Origin of the sequence: Lentilactobacillus curieae (assembly GCF_000785105.2) — a bacterium.
GTDB lineage: Bacteria > Bacillota > Bacilli > Lactobacillales > Lactobacillaceae > Lentilactobacillus > Lentilactobacillus curieae.
Genome location: NZ_CP018906.1, coordinates 70,678 through 96,339, shown reverse-complemented (window position 1 = coordinate 96,339; position 25,662 = coordinate 70,678). Strand labels below are relative to the sequence as shown.

Genomic DNA, 25,662 nt, shown 5'->3' with positions numbered 1-25,662 from the left:
GGAATTTCATCCTCTCGTTGGTGTGATTGGCTTGATTTTCTGGGCGATAAGAGTATGGAAACTAAATTTTAATGTTCTATGGATAGTGGCGCTAATAGTGGGAACACTATTTACATGGCGTTGCTTAACTTTTAAACAACAGGTAGAAATGCAGACTGTAAATTCCGAAATTCACGAAACAATCCGAATTTTTCCAGATGAGATAAAGTTGAATGGTGGGCAGATAAACCTTGTTGCCAACTCACATTTTGATAATAAGAAAAGGGTGTATTTTTCAAGGTTAAGCTCAGAATCACAAAAATTGATGATTCAAAGAAATAATGGGCCACTTTTCCTTACAGTTGTTGGTAAGCTTGAAAAGTTCAAACCAGCAACTAATGTTAATGAGTTTGATACTGGTCTGTACTATCGGCATCAGGGAATTAGTAGTCTAGTTAACGTTACGAACCTTACTGTTGTCCCTGCACCAGCAAAAATACAGATCAATGAACTGCCACATGCATTGCGAACGGGATTGCTATGTAGAACGGCAAACTATCCACCAAACATAAAGCGTTATTGCCAGGCATTGGTAATTGGTGTCAGAGATAGTGATTTTTATCAAGAAATGACTGGTAGTTCAAAACTAGGACTATTGCATGTCTTTTCTGTTTCGGGGATGCATGTTGCATTTTTTCTGGGGTTAGTCGAAAGACTATTAGCAGGGGTTAAATTTCCAAAACGAACGAGTGCATTATTAAAAATCATCTGTTTAGTGGTTTACTTTCAATTTGCTGGTGGTAGCCCTGGGTTATTTAGGGCGGTTATTATGGCAGTATTAAGACAATTTGCAGTGCTACTTGGCCGTGACCTATCGAGTTTAGACTCCTGGAGTATCACGTTAATTTTACAGCTGTTTTGGCTGCCAGAAGCTACCTATTTGCTTAGCGTTCAACTTAGTTACTCCTTGTCTCTAGGGATAATTGCCACTGCTAAGTGGAAACTATTTTCTAAGACAGTTATGTTAAACATGATATCCCTACCAATTTTGCTAGAAAATTTTTACCAGTGGCATATCCTGTCAATTCTTGCCAGTCTGGTATTTTTACCAATATTTTCCGTAATTATCTTCCCGTTAGTATTGGCTGCAAGTGTTTTTGGTGACCTGCCAATTGTGATATCTATTGCAGAAAGAATAGTGTCTGTGTTTACTGCTTCACTAAATTTTTGTGGGGAATTACCGGGAATGATTGTATTTGGAAAACCTGGAGTCTGGATAACGATTGTCTTGCTGGTCGTTACTTTCTGGGTTACTCTTAGTGTCCATAATTCACGTCGGAAACTACTGTTGGTTGGGTTATCTTGTATGTACTTGTGCACTTTTATTTGGATTCATTTTCCAATGAATGGTGAGGTCACGATGATTGATGTTGGTCAGGGAGACAGTTTCCTAATCAGACGTCCTTTCAATCGCCGAGTAACTCTTATCGATACGGGTGGAAAGGTGCACTTCGGTGAGCGACCGTGGCAACGACAGAGTGAAACTTATCGTGCCGAACGCATTGGAATTAATTATTTAAAGAGTATTGGAATCAATACGGTTGATGAAATTTTGCTAAGCCATCAGGATGCTGACCATTGTGGGGATTTACCAGCTTACATGAAGCAGTTACGGGTAAAAAGAGTAGTGGTTCCTATAGGTATGAATCAGAATCCTAGCTTTATTAAACGTTTGAAGAAAGCTGGAACTGCAACTGAGTTAGTTCCGGTTTCAGATAAGCAAAACTGTCTGGTTGGTGGGTTAAGAATTCTTCATCCGTTTGTTGCTGGTAAAGGTGAAAATCATGATTCAATGGTTGTTTTTGGCAATATTGGCCATCAAAGATGGCTGTTTACTGGTGATTTGGATCAGGCGGGTGAGATTGAAGTCTTGCAACGCTATCCCAACTTAAAAGTCGATGTATTAAAAGCTGGCCATCATGGAAGTAAAACGTCTTCTGCTCCGGATTTTATTAGGACGATTAAGCCTAGAATTGCGCTTATTTCTGCAGGAAGAAATAATCGTTATCATCATCCAAACGATGAAACGATGCAGACCTTGCGTTGTAATCGGGTGAAGGTTATTAATTCGCAAATTTCTGGTATGGTAAGATATGTTTATCGAAACAATCGCGGTCGGTTTGTTCCAACCGTAAATTTGAAGGGAAGCTAAAATGAAGTATTCTGAATTTACAAAGCAAATCAAAAGCGGCACCGTTGATCGGGTTTACCTTATTGATGGGGCACAGGACTACCTTTCAGATAAAATAAAGCGAACATTTACTGAGCTGATTCCTGAAGAAGAGCGAGCAATGAATATGTCAACTTACGATATGGAAGAAACACCATTGAGTAACGCTGTTGAGGACGCTGTTTCAATGCCTTTCTTCGGTGAGAAGCGGTTGGTGATGATTTCTCATCCATACTTTTTAACAGCTACCAAGAAAAAGTCAAAAATTGATCATGATTTGGATGAATTGATTGAGTACTTGCAACACCCGCAGGAATCTACAATTATGGTAATTTTTGCTGCTTATGAAAAATTAGATGCTAGAAAGAAAATTACTAAACAAATTAAGAAGCTAGCAACAGTTGTCAGTATCGGTAACCCAACTGAAAATGAAGCAAAAGCAATTATCAAGAGTGAGGTTGCAAAAGCTGGTTGCGGCATTGACGATGCTGCGCTTGAAAAACTACTTGAGTTAACATCTGGTAATCTGACAAAGATGATGAATGAAATCCCCAAGCTTACAATCTATAATCAACAATCCAAGCGGATCGATTCTGAATCTGTGGCTGCCCTTGTATCAAAGTCAATGGAACAAAACGTGTTCGATTTGGTTAACACCGTGTTAGCTAAGCAGCCAACTAAGTCATTAGATATATACCATCAGTTGTTGCTGGAAAACGACGAACCGATTAGAATCAATGCAGTTTTAATTCAACAGTTTAGATTATTGATTCAGGTGATGATTTTAAAACAGCACGGTTATTCTCAAGGGAACATTGCGTCTTCCTTAAAAGTGCATCCATATAGGGTCAAATTAGCGTTGCAATCAATTCGGAAGTTTTCATACGACGAATTGAAAACAGCGTACCTTGGACTTGTCAATATAGAGCGGGAGATGAAATCATCTGCCCGTTCTCCAGAATTATTGTTTGAACTTTTCGTGGTCAACTTTATGAAAAAGACAGCGTAAAAAAACAGGTTATCACAACAACTGTTGCGATAACCTGTTTTTTTATTCGGTTTGAAGCCTTGAAGCCTTAACCTAATTATTATTTAGCTAACTTAGTTAAACGTGACTTGTCACGAGCAGCTTTGTTTGCTTTGATTAATCCCTTTGACTTTGCGTGGTCAACTGCACTGATGGCGTTGATGTAAAGTTCTTTGGCATCATCTGAACCTGCAGCTTGAGCTTTTTCAAACTTCTTAACGGCAGTTCTCATTTTGCTGAGTTGTGAAGCGTTTCTTTCTTGTGCTTTTTCGTTAGTCTTCACACGTTCGATGGCTGATTTGATAATTGGCATTGGTTTCACCTCCGAGTCGATAACTATTATAAGTAAAATTTCAACAAGCATTATTATACAGATTACCACATGTGTTTGCAAGGGGAGTTCTAACTGAATATTTAAAAAATCCTTGTGTAATCAAGTTAAATCACTTATAATACTCTTTGTGTGTTAAGCACGACCTTCAACTTAGTACTTCGGGGCCACTTACCGGGTACTCAGTTGTTGGACTAAAAATATAAGGTGGTAAATATATCATGGCACTTACTCAAAGTGAAAAGAACGAAATCATCAAAAAATATGCTCGTCACGAAGGCGACACTGGATCAGCCGAAGTACAAATTGCTGTACTAACTGCTGACATCAACGAAATCAACGGTCACATGAGAGATCACCGTAAAGATTTCCATTCACAACGTGGTCTTATGAAGAAGATTGGTCACCGTCGTAACTTACTTGCTTACCTACGTAACAAGGACGTTTCACGCTACCGTGACCTTATCCAAAGCTTGGGTCTTCGTCGTTAATATTAAATTTGTTCCAAAGAGCCGATTTTTCGGCTCTTTTTTTTGCCCAAAATTTCGTTGCTTGCTTAAGTATGGTAAACTATAAGAAGCTGAATTACGAACGTAAAAAAAGGAAAAATTTTGAGGTGAAACATGAACAGTAAGATTAAGGTCATACCACTTGGTGGTGTGCGAGAAAACGGTAAGAATATGTATGCCGTAAATATTAACGATGGTATTTACATTTTAGATTGTGGGTTAAAGTACCCTGAAAACGAACTTCTAGGAATTGACGTAGTTATCCCCGATTTTTCATATTTGGAAGAAAATCGCGATAAAATTGTGGGGGTATTTTTAACTCACGGTCATGCTGATGCAATTGGCGCTTTACCATACTTTTTGAGTGAGTTTAATGTTCCCGTATTTGGTTCAAAGATGACTATCGAATTAGCAAAAATCAGTGTCGCTGACGCTGATGAGGTTACCGATTTCGATGATTTTCATGTCGTAAGTGACCGGAGTGAAATCGATTTTGAAGATGTCCGGATTACTTTCTTTAGAACAACTCACTCAATTCCAGGATCTTTGGGAATTGCAGTACACACTGATGCCGGATCAATTGTCTACACTGGTGATTTTAAGTTTGACCAAACCGCATCACATTTGTACCACACTGATTATTCGCAACTAACTAAGTTAGGTGATCAAGGGGTACTAGCGCTGTTGAGCGATTCTAGCAACGCTGAGAATCCAACGCCATCTGCATCCGAAAATCAGATTAGTGACTACATTAATGGTGTCTTTAATGACCATCAAGGTCGAATCATTGTTGCTAGTGTGGCTTCAAACATTATCAGAATGCAACAAGTTTTCAATGCAGCAGCTAAAACTGGCCGCAAAGTATTTTTGAGTGGCCAAGACTTAGATAAAATCGTTAAAACTGCCCTTAAACTTTCAATGTTGAAATTGCCAGATCAAGAATTATTGATTGAAAACGCAAAGGACCTTGAGAAACTTGAACCAAATCAGATTGTAATTATTCAAACTGGTAAAATGGGCGAGCCAATTAAAGCTTTACAACGGATGGCTAATGGCGAACAGAAGGACATCAACATCGAATCAGGCGATTTAGTCTTTATTACTACAACACCGTCAACTGCGATGGAAACTACAGTCGCTAAGACTCGTGACATGATTTACAGAGCCGACGCTGAAGTTAAGATGATTGCTGATGAAATGAATTCATCCGGAGATGCTAGTCAAAATGATTTACAACTATTAATAAACATTTTGAAGCCTAAGTTCTTTATTCCAGTGCAAGGTGAGTACCGCTTACTCGCTTCCCATGCCGGCTTGGCAAAACAACTAGGCTACAATGATAGTAATATCGTGATTCCAAATAAAGGCGACGTTATTTCAATCGATGACGATGAAATTTGGATCTCAGCTGGCCTTGACCTAGCTGATACCATGATTGACGGTAGCGGAATCGGTGACATTGGTAACATCGTTTTACGGGATCGTAAGGTCCTTTCAGAAGATGGGATATTTGTAGCCGTAGTTACAATTGATAGAAAGAAAAAACGAGTTATCTCTGCGCCGAAATTGACTTCGCGAGGCTTTGTTTACGTTAAGGCCAATAAAGATTTAATGAATGAAGCATCTGAAATTATTGAAAAAACGGTCAAAAATAACCTTGAGCATAAGGAATTTGACTGGAGTAATTTAAAACAGGATGTACGTGAAAGTCTAAGTGATTATCTATATCAACAAACTAAACGTCATCCAGTTATTCTTCCGGTTATTATGGAAGTTAACCAACACCATAAGCGGACAAATAAAAAACATTCTAAGAACAACAAGGCCGAAGAACTTGCTAAGGCAGAGAAAAAAGCTAACAATAATAAATAATGTAAGCAAGGTACAAATACCGCCTTTGAGGCCATATTTGTACCTTATTTATATTGATTCGATAAGGAGAATTTGCATGAACCTTTCTGAGAATGATAACGTGATTTTTGAAAGTGCCAAGGCAGATTTCCTTGACGCAAAGTATCACCAAACTATCAAAAAAATTGATGACTTAAGAAGACAAAATGGGGATCAATACGATTTTTTACTTTTACAAGCCAGAGCATACACAAAGTTGGCGGATATTCAAACAGCTGTTGAGTTAATTGATGATGCCGGGACGGAGAATTTGCGGCCTGGCGATGTAACGTTTGCTGTTAAGACATTATTGGCGGATAAACAATTTATCCCAGCTCGAAAGGTTACCGTGGTACTTGATCATCAATATGCAAAAGAGCTAATTACGCAAATTGAGACTGCGGAATTTAAGTTTAAAAAATATCATCGTGAAGAGGTCATGAAACTGCAACGGCGATTATTTTATATCGGAAGCCATAGCGCAGATGTTCAGGCAAAAATTGTGTCTGAAGCAAATCGCCTGCCACTTGCTGAATATCTGGAAGGGGTGAAGGCAGTTTTAATTGATCGAGCTGGTTGGCAGGTAATCAAAACTCAATTTTTATTTGAATTGATTGGTTTAAAAATTGATGACCAAATTGATTTGTTGTGGTTAGATGATAAAATTCATCAAGTGATTCCAGCAAATATAGATATTGCTGATAGTGTTCAGCCAATCATAGAAACAATCAACGTTGTTGATGAGAAGTTTGCGAATGATGACCCAATTTTTGCCCAGCAATTATCAGCCCAAATATATCAGTTGGGGAATTATTTGTTTCCGTACGCCGAGGATGTAATAATTAATTCCGATGACTGGATTAAAATTATTCAATCCTATTTGGCGGGGGATGAATTCGCACCGAACACTGAATCTGGGGCGGTTATGCTTAGCTGGTTTGAAATTATTCTTAACCAAGAACAAAGAATAAAATATATGTAATGAAAATAAAAACAAAAAAATAACAGTAATATGTTTACAAACAATTTAAGTATCGATATAATACTTAAGGATTCTTCGAAAAATTGACGGCTTTGTCTTTTAGAGAAGATGTAGTATAATATCTATCAGAAATGCATTGATGAAAGTTGATGTAATTCTTGAAAACAACAGGAGGTTTCATTAATGGCTAAAGAACATTATGAAAGAACAAAGCCCCATGTTAATATCGGTACTATCGGCCATATTGACCATGGGAAAACTACTTTAACTGCTGCTATCACAAAGGTATTGGCTTCTAAAGGTCTTGCAAAGGCTGAAGACTATGCTGAAATTGATGCAGCTCCAGAAGAACGTGAACGTGGTATAACGATCAACACTGCTCACGTTGAATACGAAACAGAAACTCGTCACTACGCTCATATCGATGCCCCAGGACATGCTGATTACATCAAGAACATGATCACTGGTGCCGCTCAAATGGACGGTGCTATCTTGGTTGTTGCTGCAACTGATGGTCCTATGCCACAAACTCGTGAACATATCTTGCTTGCTCACCAAGTTGGTGTTGAGTACATCGTTGTATTCTTGAACAAGACAGACTTAGTTGATGATGACGAATTGATCGACTTGGTTGAAATGGAAGTTCGTGAATTACTTTCAGAATACGATTATCCTGGAGATGACATTCCTGTTGTCCGCGGTTCAGCTCTTAAGGCTCTCGAAGGCGACAAGGAACAAGAAGAAGTTATCTTACACTTGATGGACGTTGTTGATGAATACATCCCAACTCCAGAACGTGACGATACTAAGCCATTCTTAATGCCAGTTGAAGACGTATTTACTATCACAGGTCGTGGTACTGTTGCATCAGGACGTGTTGATCGTGGTATCGTTAAAGTTGGTGACGAAGTTGAAATCGTTGGATTGCATGACGAACCAACTAAGTCAACTGTTACTGGTCTTGAAATGTTCCGTAAGACACTTGACGAAGGTCAAGCCGGTGATAACATTGGTGTACTTCTTCGTGGTGTTGACCGTGAACAAGTTGTTCGTGGACAAGTACTTGCAGCCCCTGGCTCAATCCAAACCCACAAACAATTCTCTGGCCAAGTTTATATCTTGACTAAAGAAGAAGGTGGACGTCATACTCCATTCTTCTCAAACTATCGTCCACAATTCTACTTCCATACCACTGATGTTACTGGTGTTATTGAATTGGAAGACGGCGTAGAAATGGTTATGCCTGGTGATAACGTTGAATTTAACGTTGAATTAACTAAGCCAGTTGCCATTGAAAAAGGTACTAAGTTCACTATTCGTGAAGGTGGACATACTGTTGGTGCCGGTGTTGTTGGTGAAGTTAAAGACTAATTTCATTTTCACATCATTTTTAAAGTCATGGGATTTTTCCCATGGCTTTTTTGTTTAAATCTCAAATAGATTTTACTTTTACTTGTTAATACGTTAAAATAACAATGTTATGCAATGAGAAATTGTACAAATAATCTTTTGTCTCGGAGGAAACAAAATGTCTGCAAAATGGGAAAAGAAAGGTACTAATGACGGAGAATTAACTTTTGAAATTAGTACTGACTTGATCGAAAAAGGTTTAGATCGAGCATTCAAAAAAAATAAGACTAGCATCAGCGTTCCAGGATTCCGTAAAGGAAAGGTTCCACGCCAAGTATTTAACCAAATGTACGGCGAAGAAGCACTTTATGAAGATGCTTTGAACATTCTCTTACCAGAAGCCTACGAAGGTGCTGTTAAAGATTCAAAAATCGAACCAGTTGATCAACCTCAAATTAGTGTTGAATCAATGGAAAAAGGTAAGCCATGGGTTATCAAGGCAACTGTTTACGTTAAGCCTGAAGTAAAACTTGGTGACTACCAAGGACTTAGTGTTCCTAAGCAAAACACTCGTGTATACCAAAAAGATATCGATGCCGAGCTTGAAAAGCGTCGTGAAAGCCAAGCTGAACTTGTACTTAAAGAAGACAAGGCTGCTGAAAATGGCGATACTGTTGTCATTGACTTTGATGGTTCAGTAGACGGCAAGCAATTTGACGGCGGTAAGGCTGACAACTACTCACTTGAACTAGGTTCAGGTTCATTCATTCCTGGTTTTGAAGACCAATTAGTTGGTCATAAAGCCGGTGAAGATGTAGACGTTAAAGTTACATTCCCTGAAGATTACCAAGCTAAGGAATTAGCTGGTAAAGAAGCTATCTTCAAGACTACAATTCACGAAGTTAAAGCTAAGGAATTGCCTAAACTTGATGACGACTTCGCTAAGGACGTTGACGAAGACGTTGACAGTCTTGATGAATTAAAAGACAAGATCAAAGAAGAACTTAAAGAACAAAAGAAGAACGAAGCGCGTGATGCCATTGAAGACGCTGCTATCAGCCAAGCTGTTGATAACGCTGAGATCAAGGACGTTCCTCAATCAATGATGGACGACGACATCCAACGTCAAATGGACCAATACCTTGCAGGTATGCAACAACAAGGTATCAACTCACAAATGTACTTCCAATTGACTGGTACTTCACCAGACGATTTGAAGAAGCAATTTGCTGATGGTGCTGACAGACGTGTTAAGACTAACTTAGTTCTTGAAGCTATCGTTGAAGCTGAAGACATCGAACCTGACAAGAAGGACATTGATGCTGAAGTTAAGAACTTAGCTGACCAATATGGTATGAAGGAAGACGCTGTTCGCAACGCCCTTACTGAAGACATGTTGAAACATGATATTGCTATTAAGAAGGCAATCGATTTGATTGTTGATTCTTCAAAGCAAGACGCAAAAGCTAAAGATTCAAGTAAAGAAAACGACTAATTAGTAGATTCTTCAAAAAAGATCCGTTATTTATGACGGGTCTTTTTTTCCTAATTAAACCTTATGATTGATTTTTATATAGTATGTGATAAAGTTACTTCTGGTGTTTATAAGTAACTATGCTTCCGATTAGTATGAGGAGTGGATATATTGTTTGATGATACAGAAACTAACGGGACTGTAACTTGTTCTTTTTGTGGCAAGTCTCAGGACCAAGTAAAGAAAATCGTTGCGGGACCAGGTGTGTACATTTGTAATGAATGTATTGATTTATGTAAGCAAATCATTGATGAAGAGCTTGCTCCTGAAAGTGCCCCAGCTGACCTACTAAAAGTTCTTACTCCACAACAAATTCTTGATAAATTAAATGAGTTTGTAATTGGTCAAGATAACGCTAAACGGACGCTTTCCGTAGCGGTATATAACCACTACAAACGTGTCAATGAAATGGTTGAGAATCCCGATGAGGAATTAGAACTTCAAAAGAGTAATATTTGTATTATTGGACCGACTGGGTCTGGTAAGACATACCTTGCACAAACCCTTGCACGGACTCTTAATGTTCCGTTTGCAATTGCTGATGCAACTACTTTAACTGAAGCAGGATACGTCGGTGAAGATGTCGAGAACATTTTGCTTAAGCTATTGCAAAATGCTGATTACGATGTTGATCGTGCCCAAAAGGGAATTATCTATATCGATGAAATTGACAAAATTGCTAAGAAGTCAGAAAATGTCTCGATTACACGTGACGTTTCTGGTGAGGGTGTGCAACAAGCTTTGCTTAAAATCTTGGAAGGAACAATTGCTAACGTTCCACCTCAGGGTGGTCGTAAGCACCCTCAACAAGAGTTCATTCAAATTGATACCACTAACATTTTATTCATCGTTGGTGGAGCATTTGATGGGATTGAAGGCATTGTTAAGAGCCGTTTAGGTGACAAGACGATTGGTTTTGGTACTAACTTGGATGTTGCACCTGATTTAGACTCAAATAACATCATGCAGTCAGTTATTCCTGAAGACTTACTTAAATTCGGACTGATTCCCGAATTTATTGGTCGACTGCCAATTTTGACTGCCCTTGATAAATTAACTGAGGCAGACTTAGTTAGAATTCTGACTGAACCCAAAAATGCTTTGGTTAAGCAATATACTAAGTTGATTTCATTGGATGGAGTTCAACTTGAATTCCAACCAGAAGCACTTAAGAGTATGGCTCAACTAGCAATTTCTAGAAATACTGGAGCTCGTGGTTTGAGATCAATTATCGAAGGAGTAATGCGTGATATTATGTTCGACATTCCAAGCCGAAACGATATCGAAAAAGTAATTATTACTCCAGAAACCGTGACAGACCACAAAGAACCAGAGTTGGTATTAAAACAAGCATCGTAATTTTGTCTAAACTGATGTAAACTACTATTAGTTTGCATCAGTTTTTTACATACAAATTGGAGGGGTACTTTTGGACGTTCATAATGTCGATTTGACAATTAGTGCTGTCGAGGAAAAACAATATCCGAAGACGAATTATCCGGAAATTGCGCTAGTTGGGCGCTCAAATGTTGGTAAGTCATCACTTACAAACACGTTGATCAACCGGAAAAGTTTGGCACACACATCAGGCCAGCCAGGCAAGACACAGACACTCAACTTCTATAACGTGGAGGACCAACTATTTTTTGTTGATGTTCCTGGATATGGTTACGCTAAAGCCTCAAAAGCTAGTCGTGAAAAGTGGGGCAAGATGATTGAAACCTACCTTAGCCAGCGTGAACAATTACGTGGGGTAATCACGTTGGTTGATGGCCGACATGCACCAAGTGATGATGATATTTCAATGCGCGAGTGGTTAAAATACTACGAGATTGACATTCTCACAGTTGCAACTAAGATGGACAAAATCGTTCCCGGAAAATGGAATAAGCAAGAGTCATTAATTCGTAAGACCCTATCTATGTCACAAGATGATGCATTAGTACTATTTTCATCTGTAAGTAAAAAGGGTAAGGATCAAGTTTGGGATTGGATTGAGGGGAGACTGTAACATGGATTTTAACGATTATCAAAAAGCTGCAAATCGGACTTTAATGGGTAAGGAACAAGTTTTAACTAACTGTGCGCTAGGCCTAACAGGCGAGGCTGGTGAAGTTGCTGATTTGGTTCGCAAATATACATTTAATAGTGAAAATTTGGATCATGATGCGATTGTAAAAGAGATGGGCGATGTTTTATGGTACCTTTCTCAAATCGCTGAGTGGGCTGATATTCCATTCGATGAAGTTGCTACGGATAACATTAACCGTTTGAAGCAGCGCTATCCATCTGCAATTAATGATTAAATTACAGGTCTAGAGAAATCTAGGCCTTTTTTTATACCCTAAAAATCAAGAATCCTGTACTGAAATGAATATTTTAGGTTATTTTAAAATTATTTTTGAATAAAAATTAAAATTCCTTGCGGTTTTTGTATAGAGGTGTTATTCTCTTTTGTAACCAATTAAATGAAAGAGGGATATTTCATGGCAGAAAAGAAAGTAGTACTAGCATATTCAGGAGGACTTGATACCTCCGTTGCCATTGCATGGCTAAAAGATAAAGGATACGACGTTGTTGCGTGCTGTATCAACGTTGGTGAAGGAAAAGATTTAGACTTTGTTAAATCAAAGGCGCTTAAAGTCGGCGCAGTTAAAGCATATGTTTTGGATTCACTTGATGAATTCGCTGATGACTATGCAGCAGTTGCTTTGAAGGCAAATGCTTTTTATGAAGGAAGCTACCCACTAATTTCTGCCCTTTCACGACCCCTCATTTCAAAGAAGCTTGTCGAAATTGCTCACCAAGAGCATGCTGAAGCAGTCGCCCATGGCTGTACTGGTAAGGGAAATGACCAAGTCCGATTTGAAGTTGCAATTCATGGACTTGATCCCCAACTAGATGTGTTGAGTCCAGTTCGTGACTGGCACTGGTCACGTGAGCAAGAAATTGAATATGCAAAGGAACATAACATTCCAATTCCAATTGATTTGGATTCACCATATTCAATCGATGCTAACATTTGGGGTCGTGCAAATGAAGCCGGTGTTTTGGAAGATCCTTGGGAAAGCGCACCGGAAGATGCTTTTGCAATTACTAAGCCATTAACTGAAACTCCAGATAAGCCGGTTGAACTTGAAATTACGTTTGAAAAGGGAATTCCAGTAGCCCTTGATGGTAAAAAAATGAGCTTTGCTGACATCATCGAGAAGTTGAATGATGTGGCAGGTGAACACGGAGTTGGCAGAATCGATCATATCGAAAACCGTTTGGTAGGGATTAAATCTCGTGAAGTATATGAAGCCCCTGCAGCAACTGTTTTACTTAAAGCGCATAAGGAACTAGAAGACCTAACGTTTGAACGTGACTTGGCTCACTTTAAGCCAGTTATTGAAAAGCAATTAAGTGAAATGATTTATAATGCACTTTGGTTCTCACCATTGATGGATGCAATGCAAGCATTCATTGATAAGACCCAAGAAGTTGTAAATGGTATCATTAAGTTACAACTATTCAAGGGAAACGTAATGGTACTTGGACGTAAATCAGATTCTTCACTTTACGATAAGGACCTAGCAACCTATACTTCTTCAGATTCATTTGATCAAGAGGCTGCTAAAGGATTTATCAAACTGTGGGGACTTCCAACCCAAGTATATTCACAAGTTCAGTTAAAGAATAAGCAGGCAGAATTTGTGAACGCAGTGACCCATAATGACGAAAAGCAAAAGGTTACTGTTTCAGGAGGTTTCTCTTCAAAAGGAGAAGAGAAATAATGAGCACTAAAAAGTTATGGGGCGGTCGATTTACTGCCCAAGCTGAATCATGGGTCGACGAATTTGGGGCATCAATTTCATTCGACCAGTTGATGGCAGATGAAGACCTAGAAGGTTCGCTTGCCCACGTGAAAATGCTTAAGCATACAAAAATCTTACCAGCGGATGATTGTGACAAGATCGTGGCTGGCTTGGAAGAACTCAGAGATGAGCTTCATCAAGGAAAGCTTGAATTTTCGACTGAAAATGAAGATATCCACATGAACATGGAGGCTCTGTTGACCGAAAAAATTGGTCCAGTTGCCGGTAAGTTGCATACGGCACGCTCTCGGAATGACCAAGTTGCATTAGACTTTCACCTTTATGTTAGAAATCGCCTGCCACAAGTAATTGAAGAAATTACTACTTTGCAGACTACTTTGGTTGAAATGGCTGAGAAAAATGTAGAGACAATTATGTCAGGGTATACTCATTTGCAGCATGCCCAACCAATTTCGTACGGGCATTATTTGATGGCATATTATCAGATGTTTAAACGTGATAAGGAACGTTTTCAGTTTAATAATGTTCATACTGATATTTCACCAATTGGTGCCGCTGCATTGGCAGGGACGACCTTTCCAACTGACCGTGAATACACAGCAAATGAACTAGGCTTTTCGAAAATCTACCTAAATTCGCTTGATGCTGTGTCAGACAGAGACTTTGCTCTTGAATTTTTGAGTAATGCTTCAATTTTGATGATGCATTTAACCAGGTTCTGTGAAGAAATCAGTATGTGGGTGTCACATGAATTTAACTATCTTGAACTCAGTGATGCTTACACGACTGGCAGTTCGATCATGCCTCAAAAAAAGAATCCAGATATGGATGAATTAATTAGGGGCAAGTCTGGTCGGGTTTATGGTAACTTAATGGGACTATTGACCACTATGAAGTCTTTGCCACTTGCATATAATAAGGACCTTCAAGAAGATAAGGAAGGCGTTTTTGATACTGTCAAAACTATCTTGCCTTGCTTGAAGGTGTTTAATGGGATGATCAAAACGGCAAAGCCTAATGTTGAGCGGATGAAAGCTGCAACTGAAAATGATTTCTCCAACGCAACTGAGCTTGCCGATTACCTTGCAGCAAAGGGAATCCCATTTAGGGAAGCTCATGCAATCGTTGGTAAATTGGTTCTTAAGGGGATCAATGAAGGTAAAAATCTGCAAGACATGTCGATTACTGAGCTAAAAGAAGCATCAGATAAAATCGATGAGGATGTATTCGAGGACCTTAAATCAGAAGTTGCGGTTGAAAGGCGCCACTCATTAGGTGGAACTGGATTCGACCAAGTTCGGATGCAGATTAAAGCTGCTAAAGCTGAACTTTCTGAATAGAATTATGAAGAAATAAAAAACTGTCAAAGACAAATGTCTTTGACAGTTTTTTATTGCGCAATTTAATCGTTGTCAGTGTCATGATGTTTCTTTTCAGGACGCTTCTCGTTCTTACGCTTTTTATTATCTTTGCGGTCGTGTTTTAAAAACTTGTCCCGCTTTTTATCATCTAGATCAAGTTCGGAAAATTTACCAAACATTGCGTCAAGGTTATCTTGGCGATTAACTTTTAATCCCATGGCATGTCACTCCTTCATTCAAGATAATAGCAGATATCCGATTTATTGTCACTGACAGCGCTTAAATATAACATTATTCATTAGTTGGCTAAAATTATGAATAAAAACAATTAATTTTCAAAATTTGTTGCATAAATACAAAAATAAGTGTAATCTTGTCATTATTAAATTTGAGAGGGTTTGTTGATGAATATTTTAAAATCTAAATGGTTATCCAAAATTATTCTTAGTTTGATTGCAATTATTAGTTTTACAGCGTTACTAAGTATCAATACATACGCTGCGGATGATTCACTAAATCGAGTCAAGCAGCGAAAAGAATTGATTGTGGTAACTAGTCCTGATTACCCACCGTACGAGTTTCAAGTTAATCATAAGGGCAAGGATAAAATCGTTGGGATGGATATGGATGTGGTTAAGAAGATTGCTGATGATTTGCACGTTAAGCTAGTCATCAAGAGTATGAATTTTGATTCACTACTAGTAGCAATTGAAACTGGTAAAGCTGATATGGCTATTGGTGGAATTAATCCTACTAAGGAAAGACGGCAGAGCGTTGATTTTTCTGATATCTATTACAACGGTGGTCAAAGTTTTTTGATTAACAAATCAGATGTGAACAAGATAAAGAGTGTTAAAGACCTGAAAAACCAAAAAATCGGTGCTCAAACCGGAACATTACAATATGATTTAGCCAAGAAGAAAATTCCAGGTGCTAATGTTAAAGGGATGGATAAGTCGACCGATTTGGTTTTGGCTCTAAAAACGCACAAGATTGATGCATTGGGAATTGAAAAGCCTTCAGCTGAAGCCTACGTGAAGAACGATAAGACAATGGCAATGATTCCGTCAGGGTATAAGCTAAGCACAAATGAAGTTGGTGCGGCAATTGCAATGAAGAAAGGATCAACTTCATTAGTCAATGCAACAAATAAGACCATTGCCAAAATTAAAAAGCAAAACTTGACTGAAAAGTATTTGGCGTCAGCAGGAAAGTACATGAAAGTCAATACAGTCAACACTTCGATGACTCATTACTGGTCATACTTTGTAAAGGGAATTAAGTACACCGTTCTGATTTCATTAGTTTCATCACTGTTTGGAGTTGTTCTAGGGGTTGCTTTGGCACTGATGCGTTTCAGTAAGTCCAAAATTCTACGGGGAATTTCAATCAGTTATACCGAGTTTATTCGGGGAACCCCGTTGATGGTCCAAGTAATGTTTGTTTACTTTGGGATTGGTGTCATCGTCAATATTCCGGCGCTACTTTCAGGAATTATTGCAGTTTCACTTAACAGTGGTGCATACGTTGCTGAAATCATTCGTGGTGGAATTAACTCAGTCGCAAAGGGGCAAACCGAAGCAGCAGCTAGTTTAGGGCTATCGAAAACCGATCTAATGAGGTTTGTTATCTTACCGCAAGCATTTAAAAACATCTGGCCTGCCCTCGGTAATGAATTCATCTCGTTGATTAAGGAAAGTTCAATTGTTTCTATCATCGGGGTAACCGATTTGATTTACCAAACTAACATTGTTAGGGCTGATACGTACCGTGGAGTAATGCCAATTTTCGTTGCCATGGTAATCTACTTTATTGTGACGTTTGCGTTGACTAGATTGCTAAACTACTACGAAGGGAAGATGAAACATGCTTGATAAATCAGTTATTGAAGTTAGTGGATTAGAAAAGAAATTTGGCGACAATGTTATTTTGAAGGACATTGAAGGAACGGTTAAATCAGGCCAAGTAATCTGTATCATTGGCCCCTCCGGAGCTGGAAAGAGTACTTTTCTAAGATGCTTAAATTTATTAGAAAAGCCTACTAAAGGAACTGTTCAGTTTGACGGTCAGAATTTAATGGGAATTAGCGATGCGGAATTAGTTCAAGTTCGCGAGAAGATGGGAATGGTGTTTCAAAACTTTAACCTCTTCCCCAACATGACTGTTCTTGATAATCTAAAACTTGCTCCGGTGAGGGTTAAAAAGATGAGTGATGCAGAGGCTGCCAAAGTGGCGATGAAGTTGCTTGATCGAGTTGGCTTAGCTGAAAAAGCTGATGCATATCCAGACAGTCTTTCAGGTGGTCAGAAGCAACGGGTTGCGATTGCCAGAGCATTAGCAATGAATCCGGAAGTGATGCTGTTTGATGAGCCAACTTCGGCACTTGATCCAGAAATGGTTGGTGAAGTCTTAGCGGTTATGCAGGAACTCGCTGAGGAGGGGATGACCATGGTGGTGGTAACCCATGAAATGGGATTCGCCAAGGAAGTTGCAGACGAAGTTTGGTTTATGGCAGATGGCTATGTTTTGGAGAAAGACAAGCCGGATGAAATTTTCCAAAACCCTAAAAATGAACGGACAAAGGACTTCATTTCAAAAATTATTGAAACTAGGTAGTTTGCTTTCACTTTGTTTCTGAGGGGGGAAGCATCACCAAAATAAAAAAGTAGCTGCGATGTTTTTAGGATTAACACATCGTGGCTACTTTTATATTTTTTTCGGCCATTTGTTGTTTAATCAAGGTACTGTATCTGAGTGGTTCAGATTAATTGAAGCAAACGTATATTCGCGATATAATTTTGAATGGACTTTTAGAAGGGGGTGGACAACTTGGCTAGTGAGTATTTAGAACATAAGCTAGCGCTATTACCCGATATGCCGGGATGTTACCTGATGAAAAACATCAACGGTAAGATTATCTATGTCGGGAAAGCGAAGAATTTGAAGAACCGTGTCCGCTCTTATTTCAAGAGTAGTCATGAGGGGAAAACTGCGAAGCTTGTTTCTGAAATTGCAGATTTTGAAACCATTGTGACTTCTACGGATAAGGAAGCCTTCTTGTTAGAAATAACTTTGATTCAAAAGCATCGACCTTATTTCAACATTAAGTTGAAACAGGGAAATGGCGGTTATCCGTACATTAAAATTACTAATGAACGTGACCCACAAATTAAAATTGTGAACACGCTACTAAAGGACGGGGCATATTATTACGGCCCTTATCCCAACGTGTATGCCGCAGATGAAACTGTAAATTTTCTCCAAAAGGTTTATCCGCTAAGACGCTGTAACGGTTATCAAGGCCGTCCATGCCTTTATTATCACATGGGGCAGTGTCTGGGGCCTTGCTTTAAAGAGGTTCCAAAAGAAGAGTATGATAAGCAAATCAAGAAGATCAAATCCTTCTTAAATGGAAATGTGGACAGTGCAAAAAAGTTATTAACTAAGCGGATGCAACAAGCAGCTGAAAAAATGGAATATGAGCGGGCTGCAGAAATCCGTGATCAAATAAAGTACATCGAAATTACGGTTGAAAAGCAAAAGATTATTAGTAATGATAATACACCTCGAGACATCTTTAACTACTATATGGATAAGGGGTGGCTGTCGATTCAAATTTTTTTCATTCGGCAATCAAGGCTGATGAAACGAGAAAAGCGCCTTTTCCCAATTATTAATGATCCTGATGAAGAAATGGTCAGTTTCATTGCCCAGTTTTATCAACAAAAAAATCAATTATTACCAAAAGAGATTTTGGTGCCGAATACGCTACCAACCGATGTGATTAGTCACGTAGTTGAGGATGTCCCCGTAAGGACACCACAGCGTGGCCAAAAGCGGGACCTGTTGAATATGGCGGGAACTAATGCTCAACTGGTTTTAGAAGAGAAATTCAGGCTGATGGAATTGGATGAATCAAAGACCACGGGTGCGATGAAAGAGTTGACTGACGCGATGGGGATTGCCCCAGGGCATAGAATTGAAGCGTTTGATCACTCCCACATTCAAGGAACTGACATTGTTTCGGCAATGGTTGTGTTTGAAGACGGTCAGCCAAACAAAAATATGTACCGAAAGTATAAGTCTAAGACGGTTGATCATGCTGATGAAACTGCAAGTACAAAAGAAGTAATTCGTCGGCGTTATTCCAGATTGTTAAAAGAGCATGCAGATATGCCTGATTTGATATTGATGGATGGTGGCGAGATTCAAATGAATGCGGCTAAGGACGTTCTGGTTAATGAGCTTGGCCTAAACATTCCGGTTGGTGGAATGGTCAAAAATGACCATCATCAGACTGCTGACCTATTGTTTGGGGATGCAGATACACCGCTCCATCTTGATCCAAAGAGCCAAGGGTTTTATTTGTTGCAACGAATTCAAGATGAAGTTCATAGGTTTGCAATCACTTTTCATCGAAAGGTGCATACAAAGAACACATTAACCTCCAGATTGGATGCAATCTCTGGTGTCGGTCCTAAAACCCGTAACAAGCTGCTGCGAAAATTTGGATCGCTTAAAAAAATTTCTGATGCTTCCGAGCAGGATATCAGGAATTTGGGGATTAGCGAAACAGTCGCCAAGACAATTAAATTTTCTTTAGGCAAGATAGGTAAATCTAGTGATTCGTCAGAATAGTTAAAGATTTGTGTAGACTCACAAATTACTTTGACGTTGATTTATATTGTCTGTATACTTCAAATTGGGTTTGTATATACTGAATTAAAATTAGTAAGGTAAAAATGGTGAAAAAACATGTTTGTTGATCAAGTTAAAATTGATGTTAAGGCAGGAAACGGTGGTAACGGAATGGTTGCCTTCCGTCGTGAGAAGTATGTTCCTAATGGTGGTCCTGCTGGCGGGGATGGCGGTCACGGAGCTAACGTGATTTTTAAAGTCGATTCAGGAATGAATACCTTGATGGATTTCCGCTATCATCGTAAATTCAAAGCACCTTCCGGTGGAAATGGCGCTAATAAGTCAATGACCGGCCGGAGTGCTGAAGACATGATCGTTCTAGTTCCAGAAGGGACAACGGTCATAAACGAGGAAACTGGTGATGTAATCGGCGACCTTACTGATGCCAACCAAGAGCTAATTGTTGCTAAGGGGGGGCGTGGAGGTCGTGGAAACATCCACTTTGCGAGTGCCAAAAATCCCGCCCCAGAAATTGCCGAAAATGGTGAACCTGGTGAAGAAGTTGCTCTAAAACTAGAACTTAGAGTCTTGGCTGATGTAGGTTTAGTTGGTTTTCCATCAGCAGGGAAAAGTACGTTGCTGTCTGTAATTACCAGTGCTAAACCAAAGATTGCGGGTTACCACTTTACGACGTTGGTGCCTAACCTAGGAATGGTTAGGTTAGACGATGGTAGAGACTTTGCCGTCGCTGACTTACCTGGATTAGTCGAAGGTGCGTCAGAGGGAGTTGGACTGGGAATCCAATTCTTGCGACACGTTGAACGGACCAGGGTTATCCTTCATCTTGTCGACATGTCTGGTGAAGAAGGACGTGACCCCTATGAGGATTACCTTGCAATCAACAAGGAATTAACTGCGTACGATGAGTCAATTTTGGAACGGCCACAGATTATTGTTGCGACTAAGATGGACTTACCAAATTCTGCAGACAACTTAGAAGAGTTTAAGCAAAAGTTAGCAGAATCTGATAAAAATGAGAATGAAATTTTAGCAATCTCATCAGTTACTCATAGTGGTTTGCAAGAGTTGATTCAGAAAACGGCTGATTTACTTGAAAAAACTGCTGTAATTCCTATGAATACTCTGGAAGAAACTAAAGATTACGAGTATCATGGAACAAGTGAAGATGAATTTCACATTAGTTTTGATGATGAAATTGAGTCTTGGGTCATTTCTGGAGAAAAGATTGAAAAACTCTTTAAGATGACTGACACAATGCATGAACAAAGTATGTTAAGATTTGCGCGTCAAATGAGGGGAATGGGGATAGATAAGGCTCTTCGGGAAGCTGGAGCCAAAGATGGGGACACCGTTACGATCCTTGATTTCTCCTTTACTTACGTAGAATAATTAAAAAGTAATTACAAGGTAGGAATTTAATATGCAACAAGTACACAGCAGTTCAAAAGGGAAGCGACTCAAGAAGAGTCGATACATTACAGGTTTTGATGGAATTAGAGCTTTAGCTGTGGCGGGGGTAATTATTTATCACTTGCTACCGTATAATTTGCAAGGTGGATATATGGGGGTACCGATATTTTTTGCGGTATCAGGATATCTGATTACGGACCTCTTGCTTCAAGAATGGGAGCAAAATGGTCGCATTGATTTTATCGGTTTTTATGTTCGAAGATTAAAGAGATTGTACCCAGCTCTTGTCGCGATGTTGATTGGGACTGGGGCATACATAACTTTATTTCAAAGATCTTTATTAACCAATCTTCGATCGATTATTGGCACTAACTTAGTTTACTTATACAACTGGTGGGAAGTTGGCCACGGGCAAAGTTACTTTGATAGGTTTAATGGTGAGTCTCCATTTACTCATCTATGGTCACTTTCGATTGAAGGCCAATATTACCTGATTTGGCCGTTACTTTTAACAGCAATGATTATTCTAATCAGAAGAAAGAAGATTATTGCTTGGATCACATTCGCATTTGGAGTATTATCAGCAATTCTGATGGGGCTTTTTTACACAGGACCTGATGCGTTAAACCGGGTATATTACGGTACAGACACTAGAATGTTCTCGATCATTTTAGGTGTAACGCTAGCCATTATTTGGCCATCTACACATTTGAAAGCCGCAATCTCCAGCCGAGGGCGTTGGACTCTTAATGGGATTGGGATAGCAGCGTTTACTGTAATGGCGTGGTTCTACTTTACACTGTCAGGCCAAAATACCTTCACTTATCGTGGCGGGATGTTCATTATGGCCGTTGCCTCTGCGGCATTGATTGCTGCTTGTGCTCACCCAGGATCTGACGTTAACCGTTGGTTGACTAACCCAGTGTTTGCCTGGATAGGAACAAGAAGTTACGGGATTTATCTTTATCAATTTCCAGTTATGATCTTCTATGAAATGAAGGTCACGAACATTGCGGCTCACCCACTGATGAACGCACTGATTGAAATTGTGATTATCTGTGTAATTAGTGAACTTTCTTATCGGTATATTGAAACGCCTCTGCGGCGCTATCATTACTTACAATTGCCTAGTGCGATTAAATACTTCTTTTCAACTCAATCTCCTTATGGGTTAAAGAGATTATGGTTAGTTCCTGCCATCTTTTTAATTGGAGTTTGTGCATACGGAAGTGCGATTGCACCATCAAAAGCTACTAAGACAGTACTTCAAAATGACATTACTAAGAATCAAAAGAAGGCTGCTCAAAACAACAAACAGGCATTGGCAAAGCAAAAGAAAGCTCAGGCTGCTGCCCGAGATGTTAAGAAGCAAAAGGCTTTGCTAAAGAAGAAATTGACGCCTAAGCAAAAACGGATTGCTAATAAGTTTAGTTTGTCGAAGAAGCAGTACCTGACGGTTCATCAACAACCAGTTACGGCAATTGGTGATTCAATCATGGCGGATACTAGTCATGATTTCCAAACTGTATTTAAACAAGCTTACGTGTCTGCTGCCGTCGGCCGTCAGATTTGGCAAGCGTCATCAGTAATTAAGCAGTTGAAGAGCAAGGATGAATTAGCTGACAACGTTGTTATCAACTTGGGAACTAACTCACCAATGACCACACAACAAATTACTGAAGTTATTAAAGAAATCGGTTCAAAGCGGAAAATCTTCTGGATTAACTGTCACGTCCCAACTAGAAATTGGGAAGATGAAGTTAACCGAACTATTTCCAAGGCTGCTAAGAAGTATTCAAATGTCTACATGATCGACTGGCATGGATACAGTGAAGGTAATTCTAAGTGGTTCTGGCAGGACAATGTCCATCCAAACCCAACTGGAAACGTTGCTTTCGTTAGATTAGTTGCATCTGATATGAGTAAAGTTTTAAAAGTTAAATAGACAAAAGCAGGTTATCAACCATTCCATAAGAATGATAGATAACCTGCTTTTTTAATGGAAATATTTAGTTTAAGGAAACTAGCAGTCCTTGATTTGGAGCGGCGGCAAGTTGCTTGCCATTTAAATCATAAATTGCACCAAAGTTCATCGTGACTTTGGTTGTCGGTTGTGTAGCATAATCATGCAAGTAGCCAACTGAAACAAAAGTTTTGCTTTGACCTTTTGTAAGGTGATTACCAGCAGATGAATCAGATAGCTGGCTTGCGGTTGTCAGCGTTTGGCCTCGGTTCGTTTTGATGTTGTTAATTCCATTTAGAGCAACTGATGAATTGCGGTTATTAGTGACGGAGTAATTGATTACAAATGTGTAGTATTTGTTTGGAACACTCTGAAGGTTTAAAGTCTGTGCCGCAGCTTGTTTTGCAGCTTCAGTCTTTGGACTATTCTCAACAACCCTGACTTTAGTAATTTTGTACGTCAATCCGTCAGCAGTCATTGATTTTGGAGATTGACTAATTTTAGTTAATTGCTGACGAGTTCCGAATCGATCAAAGGTAAACTGTCTTGGTTTAGCTAAATTACCAGTTTTAACGTAGTTAGCTTTTTTTGTGTCCTTTTTAGGAACTGAATATTGGTAATTAGATAAATCTGCTTTTGATGAAGCGTTATTTGCAGATCCGGAATTATTAGTTGATGATTGATTTTTATTAGTTTTACTAGTTGAAGAATTGTTCTGCATTTTTGCAGAATAAGAATCCTTAGTACTATTTTCGCTATCCGTCTTTTTATCGGCGTTATTACCACATGCTGCCAGAAGTAAAGTTAGACTGGCTATCCCCAATACATATCCAATTTTTTTCATAAGCGCTCTCCCTAATAAAATACTAATGTCTTACCAATGATTCTAAACCCAAAAGCCAATTTTTGGGATGAAAAGAACCTAATATTGAAAGAACTTGGTGTTTTCTTAACTCTTGCTTCAAATTGTTCTAAGCTAAGGGTAGAGTTCGTTGTTGGGGCATCAGCCTTTACCTGTAAGTAAATTTCAGATTTTCCCAACGTGATTTGGGTAACTGGCTCAAAATGTTTTTCCTTTGCAACTAGTAGTGTCAAGCTCTTATTCAGTGAATATGTAGCGCGTGCAAACTCATCTAGGTTCAATGTTCCGCCTCCTAACATAAAAAATCGACTGCGAATTATGATACAATTATATAGTATTTCTTGAAACCAGAAATGGTAAATCGACTCAAATAAGGAAAAGATAAACATGCAAATTGAATTTTTAGGTACTGGAGCAGGGTCTCCGGGTAAGTTTCGTAACGTTTCAAGTCTAGCACTTAGATTACTAGATGAAATCAACTCAGTTTGGCTGTTTGATGCCGGTGAGGGTACTCAACACCAAATTTTGAGGTCAACGATTAGACCAAGAAAAATTGATAAGATTTTTATCACTCATCTTCATGGCGACCATATTTTTGGACTGCCTGGACTGTTAAGCAGTCGCTCATTTCAAGGTGGCGAGGGTGATCTTGATATCTATGGGCCTAAAGGGATAAAACAGTATATCGAAGTTAGTTTAAAGGTCTCAGCGACCAGATTATCGTACAACATTAACTATCATGAACTTGAGCACAAGCAATCTGGGCTAATTTTTGAAGATAAGAAATTTTCAGTTTACGTTGAGCCACTTGATCACCGAATCGAAAGTTTTGGCTACCGGGTAGTTGAACATGATCATCCGGGTGAATTAATGGTAGACAAGTTAAAAGAGTTAAATATTCCATCCGGCCCGGTTTACGGTAAACTTAAGAATGGAGAGACTGTTACCCTGGCAGATGGCAGAGTAATCGATGGTCATGATGTAATTGGCCATGCTCAACCTGGTAGAATTGTTGCCATTCTTGGTGATACTAGACAAACAAATAACGCAATAACCCTAGCTGAGTCAGCTGATGTATTAGTTCATGAAAGTACTTTTAGCAAGGGCGAAAATAAGCTTGCCAGAAATTACTACCATTCAACAAATATTCAAGCAGCTACGATGGCAAAAAAGGCCGGAGTTAAAAAACTGTTATTAAACCATATCTCAGCTAGGTATACAGGTAAAATGGCTCATGAGCTTGAAAAGCAAGCTCAGTCAGTCTTTCCAAACACAAAGGTTGTCCGTGACTTTGACATCGTGGATGTACCGTTTAATAAATAATTTGACGTAGGGGGAGAACAGTATGAAAAAACAAGTTGGTACAATTATTGGGATTATTTTAATTATTATCGTGGCGGCATTCTCATTGATGAATTTAAATTCTGTCGAGGTAAACTTTGGTTTTACAAGATTACAAGCGCCGCTGATTATTTTGATTTTATTTTCGCTATTATTTGGTGCACTGATTATTTTTGTGTTCTCTTCGACTCAAAATGTTAAGAAAAATCGGCAAATCAAGCGTTTTGAAAAATTGAGTGATAAAAAACAAGCAGAATTGGCAACCCAGATCCAGGAACTTAAGACAAGTCTAAAGGAAATGGAAACTCGGTTAAAGAATTCTGCCGGCAAACAAGAAATCGGCGCAAAGGATCAACAAATTGCAGATCTCGAAAAACAAATTGAGCGTCTCAACAAAAATTTGTAATCACAGGTTA

23 protein-coding genes are annotated in these 25,662 nt (G+C 39.0%); 19 read left to right on the top strand and 4 right to left on the bottom strand.

The window, feature by feature from the left end:
- Positions 1–148 precede the first annotated feature (148 nt).
- The gene (locus tag PL11_RS00545; RefSeq protein ID WP_035168621.1) at positions 149–2,191 is read left to right on the top strand and encodes a DNA internalization-related competence protein ComEC/Rec2; all 2,043 of its coding nucleotides are present in this window, start codon (positions 149–151) and stop codon (positions 2,189–2,191) included.
- Between the two features lies 1 nt (position 2,192).
- Entirely contained in the window at positions 2,193–3,218 is a 1,026-nt protein-coding gene (gene holA, locus PL11_RS00540; protein WP_035168482.1) for a DNA polymerase III subunit delta, read from the top strand.
- Positions 3,219–3,297: 79 nt separating this feature from the next.
- Here holA and rpsT read toward each other — a convergent pair whose 3' ends face one another.
- Complete coding sequence (gene rpsT, locus PL11_RS00535; RefSeq protein ID WP_035168479.1) at positions 3,298–3,549, bottom strand: 30S ribosomal protein S20; 252 nt, start codon at positions 3,547–3,549, stop codon at positions 3,298–3,300.
- Between the two features lie 239 nt (positions 3,550–3,788).
- Between rpsT and rpsO the strand changes: the two genes are divergently transcribed.
- The 10 genes from rpsO to argH all read left to right on the top strand — a co-directional run bounded on the left by rpsO (position 3,789) and on the right by argH (position 14,990).
- On the top strand, positions 3,789–4,058 hold the full coding sequence (gene rpsO / locus PL11_RS00530; RefSeq protein ID WP_035168476.1) for a 30S ribosomal protein S15: 270 nt from the start codon (positions 3,789–3,791) through the stop codon (positions 4,056–4,058).
- Between the two features lie 132 nt (positions 4,059–4,190).
- Positions 4,191–5,948, top strand: coding sequence for a ribonuclease J (locus tag PL11_RS00525; RefSeq protein WP_035168472.1), 1,758 nt, complete (start codon positions 4,191–4,193; stop codon positions 5,946–5,948).
- A 76-nt stretch (positions 5,949–6,024) separates the two neighbouring features.
- Positions 6,025–6,948: a hypothetical protein gene (locus tag PL11_RS00520; protein ID WP_035168469.1), complete on the top strand. Its 924-nt coding sequence runs from the start codon at positions 6,025–6,027 to the stop codon at positions 6,946–6,948.
- A gap of 183 nt (positions 6,949–7,131) precedes the next feature.
- Complete coding sequence (gene tuf / locus PL11_RS00515; RefSeq protein ID WP_035168468.1) at positions 7,132–8,319, top strand: elongation factor Tu; 1,188 nt, start codon at positions 7,132–7,134, stop codon at positions 8,317–8,319.
- A 157-nt stretch (positions 8,320–8,476) separates the two neighbouring features.
- Positions 8,477–9,793, top strand: a complete 1,317-nt coding sequence (gene tig, locus PL11_RS00510; RefSeq protein ID WP_035168467.1) for a trigger factor — start codon at positions 8,477–8,479, stop codon at positions 9,791–9,793.
- 150 nt (positions 9,794–9,943) lie between these two features.
- A complete protein-coding gene (clpX, locus tag PL11_RS00505) occupies positions 9,944–11,191 on the top strand; it encodes an ATP-dependent Clp protease ATP-binding subunit ClpX (RefSeq protein ID WP_152638979.1) in 1,248 nt (415 codons plus the stop codon).
- Between the two features lie 70 nt (positions 11,192–11,261).
- Positions 11,262–11,843, top strand: a complete 582-nt coding sequence (yihA, locus tag PL11_RS00500) for a ribosome biogenesis GTP-binding protein YihA/YsxC (RefSeq protein ID WP_035168464.1) — start codon at positions 11,262–11,264, stop codon at positions 11,841–11,843.
- Position 11,844: 1 nt separating this feature from the next.
- The gene (locus PL11_RS00495) at positions 11,845–12,138 is read left to right on the top strand and encodes a nucleoside triphosphate pyrophosphohydrolase family protein (RefSeq protein ID WP_035168463.1); all 294 of its coding nucleotides are present in this window, start codon (positions 11,845–11,847) and stop codon (positions 12,136–12,138) included.
- A gap of 180 nt (positions 12,139–12,318) precedes the next feature.
- Complete coding sequence (locus PL11_RS00490) at positions 12,319–13,608, top strand: argininosuccinate synthase (RefSeq protein ID WP_035168462.1); 1,290 nt, start codon at positions 12,319–12,321, stop codon at positions 13,606–13,608.
- The gene (gene argH / locus PL11_RS00485; RefSeq protein WP_035168461.1) at positions 13,608–14,990 is read left to right on the top strand and encodes an argininosuccinate lyase; all 1,383 of its coding nucleotides are present in this window, start codon (positions 13,608–13,610) and stop codon (positions 14,988–14,990) included. Before PL11_RS00490 ends, argH begins: the two co-directional genes overlap by 1 nt.
- Positions 14,991–15,052: 62 nt before the next feature.
- Here the strand turns inward: argH and PL11_RS10300 are convergent, their stop codons facing one another.
- The gene (locus PL11_RS10300) at positions 15,053–15,229 is read right to left on the bottom strand and encodes an SPJ_0845 family protein (protein WP_191982071.1); all 177 of its coding nucleotides are present in this window, start codon (positions 15,227–15,229) and stop codon (positions 15,053–15,055) included.
- 186 nt (positions 15,230–15,415) lie between these two features.
- On the opposite strand from PL11_RS10300, the gene PL11_RS00480 reads away from it, so the two are divergent.
- The 5 genes from PL11_RS00480 (at position 15,416) to PL11_RS00460 (ending at position 23,025) form a co-directional block, all read left to right on the top strand.
- Positions 15,416–16,885, top strand: a complete 1,470-nt coding sequence (locus PL11_RS00480) for an ABC transporter substrate-binding protein/permease (RefSeq protein WP_035168459.1) — start codon at positions 15,416–15,418, stop codon at positions 16,883–16,885.
- Positions 16,878–17,627, top strand: coding sequence for an amino acid ABC transporter ATP-binding protein (locus PL11_RS00475; protein ID WP_035168457.1), 750 nt, complete (start codon positions 16,878–16,880; stop codon positions 17,625–17,627). The genes PL11_RS00480 and PL11_RS00475 overlap by 8 nt, the downstream gene beginning before the upstream one ends.
- A 213-nt stretch (positions 17,628–17,840) precedes the next feature.
- Positions 17,841–19,649, top strand: coding sequence for an excinuclease ABC subunit UvrC (uvrC, locus tag PL11_RS00470; RefSeq protein WP_035168455.1), 1,809 nt, complete (start codon positions 17,841–17,843; stop codon positions 19,647–19,649).
- A gap of 117 nt (positions 19,650–19,766) precedes the next feature.
- Positions 19,767–21,059 (top strand): GTPase ObgE, encoded by a 1,293-nt coding sequence (gene obgE, locus PL11_RS00465; RefSeq protein WP_035168453.1) that lies wholly within the window; start codon positions 19,767–19,769, stop codon positions 21,057–21,059.
- 31 nt (positions 21,060–21,090) lie between these two features.
- Positions 21,091–23,025 carry an acyltransferase family protein gene (locus PL11_RS00460; RefSeq protein WP_035168451.1) on the top strand — a complete coding sequence of 645 codons (1,935 nt, stop codon included), beginning with the start codon at positions 21,091–21,093 and terminating at the stop codon, positions 23,023–23,025.
- A gap of 64 nt (positions 23,026–23,089) precedes the next feature.
- Here PL11_RS00460 and PL11_RS00455 read toward each other — a convergent pair whose 3' ends face one another.
- Both PL11_RS00455 and PL11_RS00450 read right to left on the bottom strand, forming a co-directional pair.
- Positions 23,090–23,887 (bottom strand): hypothetical protein, encoded by a 798-nt coding sequence (locus PL11_RS00455; protein ID WP_035168449.1) that lies wholly within the window; start codon positions 23,885–23,887, stop codon positions 23,090–23,092.
- A gap of 11 nt (positions 23,888–23,898) precedes the next feature.
- Complete coding sequence (locus tag PL11_RS00450) at positions 23,899–24,186, bottom strand: hypothetical protein (RefSeq protein WP_035168447.1); 288 nt, start codon at positions 24,184–24,186, stop codon at positions 23,899–23,901.
- 106 nt (positions 24,187–24,292) lie between these two features.
- Here PL11_RS00450 and rnz point away from each other — a divergent pair, with 106 nt between their 5' ends.
- Together rnz and PL11_RS00440 are read left to right on the top strand one after the other, a co-directional pair.
- On the top strand, positions 24,293–25,228 hold the full coding sequence (gene rnz / locus PL11_RS00445; protein ID WP_035168445.1) for a ribonuclease Z: 936 nt from the start codon (positions 24,293–24,295) through the stop codon (positions 25,226–25,228).
- 22 nt (positions 25,229–25,250) lie between these two features.
- Entirely contained in the window at positions 25,251–25,652 is a 402-nt protein-coding gene (locus PL11_RS00440) for a lipopolysaccharide assembly protein LapA domain-containing protein (RefSeq protein ID WP_035168443.1), read from the top strand.
- Positions 25,653–25,662 lie beyond the last annotated feature (10 nt).

Bases quoted from the DNA above. Each gene is read 5' to 3' on its own strand.
- PL11_RS00545 (WP_035168621.1), top strand. From the start codon at position 149: ATGCAGACTGTAAATTCCGAAATTCACGAAACAATCCGAATTTTTCCA.
- holA (WP_035168482.1), top strand. From the start codon at position 2,193: ATGAAGTATTCTGAATTTACAAAGCAAATCAAAAGCGGCACCGTTGAT.
- rpsT (WP_035168479.1), bottom strand. From the start codon at position 3,549: ATGCCAATTATCAAATCAGCCATCGAACGTGTGAAGACTAACGAAAAA.
- rpsO (WP_035168476.1), top strand. From the start codon at position 3,789: ATGGCACTTACTCAAAGTGAAAAGAACGAAATCATCAAAAAATATGCT.
- PL11_RS00525 (WP_035168472.1), top strand. From the start codon at position 4,191: ATGAACAGTAAGATTAAGGTCATACCACTTGGTGGTGTGCGAGAAAAC.
- PL11_RS00520 (WP_035168469.1), top strand. From the start codon at position 6,025: ATGAACCTTTCTGAGAATGATAACGTGATTTTTGAAAGTGCCAAGGCA.
- tuf (WP_035168468.1), top strand. From the start codon at position 7,132: ATGGCTAAAGAACATTATGAAAGAACAAAGCCCCATGTTAATATCGGT.
- tig (WP_035168467.1), top strand. From the start codon at position 8,477: ATGTCTGCAAAATGGGAAAAGAAAGGTACTAATGACGGAGAATTAACT.
- PL11_RS00495 (WP_035168463.1), top strand. From the start codon at position 11,845: ATGGATTTTAACGATTATCAAAAAGCTGCAAATCGGACTTTAATGGGT.
- PL11_RS00490 (WP_035168462.1), top strand. From the start codon at position 12,319: ATGGCAGAAAAGAAAGTAGTACTAGCATATTCAGGAGGACTTGATACC.
- argH (WP_035168461.1), top strand. From the start codon at position 13,608: ATGAGCACTAAAAAGTTATGGGGCGGTCGATTTACTGCCCAAGCTGAA.
- PL11_RS10300 (WP_191982071.1), bottom strand. From the start codon at position 15,229: ATGGGATTAAAAGTTAATCGCCAAGATAACCTTGACGCAATGTTTGGT.
- PL11_RS00480 (WP_035168459.1), top strand. From the start codon at position 15,416: ATGAATATTTTAAAATCTAAATGGTTATCCAAAATTATTCTTAGTTTG.
- PL11_RS00475 (WP_035168457.1), top strand. From the start codon at position 16,878: ATGCTTGATAAATCAGTTATTGAAGTTAGTGGATTAGAAAAGAAATTT.
- obgE (WP_035168453.1), top strand. From the start codon at position 19,767: ATGTTTGTTGATCAAGTTAAAATTGATGTTAAGGCAGGAAACGGTGGT.
- PL11_RS00460 (WP_035168451.1), top strand. From the start codon at position 21,091: ATGCAACAAGTACACAGCAGTTCAAAAGGGAAGCGACTCAAGAAGAGT.
- PL11_RS00455 (WP_035168449.1), bottom strand. From the start codon at position 23,887: ATGAAAAAAATTGGATATGTATTGGGGATAGCCAGTCTAACTTTACTT.
- rnz (WP_035168445.1), top strand. From the start codon at position 24,293: ATGCAAATTGAATTTTTAGGTACTGGAGCAGGGTCTCCGGGTAAGTTT.
- PL11_RS00440 (WP_035168443.1), top strand. From the start codon at position 25,251: ATGAAAAAACAAGTTGGTACAATTATTGGGATTATTTTAATTATTATC.